Here is a 1,298-nt window from a genome sequence, read left to right as displayed (position 1 = left end):
CCCCCGCCCCACCCGGTCGCCGCGCCCGCGCGATGGCCGTGGCGCAGCGCATCGGCCGCAGCCTGATGCTGCCGGTCGCCACCCTGCCCGCCGCCGCCCTGCTGGTGCGGTTCGGCGCCGACGACATGCTGGGCAGCGACGCGCTGCCGGATCCGGTCAACCGGATCGCCGAGTTCATGGCCGCCGGGGGCGGCGCCCTGCTGGACAACATGGCGCTGCTGTTCGCGGTGGGCATCGCGATCGGCTTCGCCCGCAAGTCCGACGGGTCCACCGCGCTGGCGGCTGTGGTCGGCTACCTGGTCTTCGACAACGTCATCGCCACCTTCCACGACTCCAACACCGACGCGCCGGTCTCGGCCGGGGTGCTGGGCGGCGTGATCATGGGCATCACCGTCGCCCTGCTCTACCAGCGCTTCCACCGCACCCGCCTGCCGGACTTCCTCGGCTTCTTCGGCGGGCGCCGCCTGGTGCCGATCATCTCCGCCTTCGCCGGCCTGGGGCTGGGCATCGTCGTGGGGTACCTGTGGCCGGTGCTGGGCAGCGGGCTGTTCCACTTCAGCGAGTGGCTGGTGGGCTCGGGCGCGGTCGGGGCCGGCATCTTCGGCGCGCTGAACCGGGCGCTGATCCCGGTGGGGATGCACCACCTGCTGAACTCCTTCCCCTGGTTCCAGGCCGGTTCGTACACCCGGGACGACGGGACCGTGGTGACCGGTGACATCGCGCGGTTCCTGGCCGGGGACCCGACCGCCGGTCAGTTCATGACGGGCTTCTTCCCGATCATGATGTTCGCGCTGCCGGCGGCCTGTCTGGCGATGTACCACTGCGCGCGGCCCGAGCGGCGCAAGATGGTCGGCGGCATGATGGTCTCCATCGCGCTGACCGCCTTCGTCACCGGCGTCACCGAGCCGATCGAGTTCACCTTCATGTTCATCGCACCGGTGCTGTACGCGATCCACGCCGTGCTGACCGGCATCGCGCTCGCGCTGACCTGGGCGCTGGGGATGCGCGGCGGCTTCGGGTTCTCCGCCGGCGCGATCGACTACACGCTGAACTTCGGCATCGCCTCCAACCCGTTGGGCCTCGCCCTGGTCGGGTTGTGCTTCGCGGTGGTGTACTACGCCGTCTTCCGGTTCGCGATCATCCGGTTCGACCTGCCGACGCCGGGCCGCGAGCCCGACGAGGAGGACGACCTCGCCGTGCCGGCGGAACCGGGCCGCAAGCGCTCGGCCGCTCGCCGGAAGGACGTGGGGACCGAGGGGACCCTGTCTCTTGTACAGATCTGACGCTGCCGACTGGCT

General features: G+C 71.0%; 1 protein-coding gene. It reads left to right on the top strand.

What is annotated here, in order from left to right; genetic code table 11:
• Window positions 1–32: 32 nt before the first annotated feature.
• Window positions 33–1,283 (top strand): PTS transporter subunit EIIC, encoded by a 1,251-nt coding sequence (locus FOE67_RS31015; RefSeq protein ID WP_182667266.1) that lies wholly within the window; start codon window positions 33–35, stop codon window positions 1,281–1,283.
• The last annotated feature ends 15 nt before the right edge of the window (window positions 1,284–1,298 follow it).

The sequence above is a fragment of the Streptomyces calidiresistens genome (assembly GCF_014141525.1).
GTDB classification, from domain to species: Bacteria; Actinomycetota; Actinomycetes; order Streptomycetales; family Streptomycetaceae; genus Streptomyces; species Streptomyces calidiresistens.
This window is presented reverse-complemented; position numbering and strand designations above follow the sequence as displayed.

Coding starts and splice junctions, on each gene's coding strand:
- FOE67_RS31015 (WP_182667266.1), top strand. CDS start 33: ATGGCCGTGGCGCAGCGCATCGGCCGCAGCCTGATGCTGCCGGTCGCC.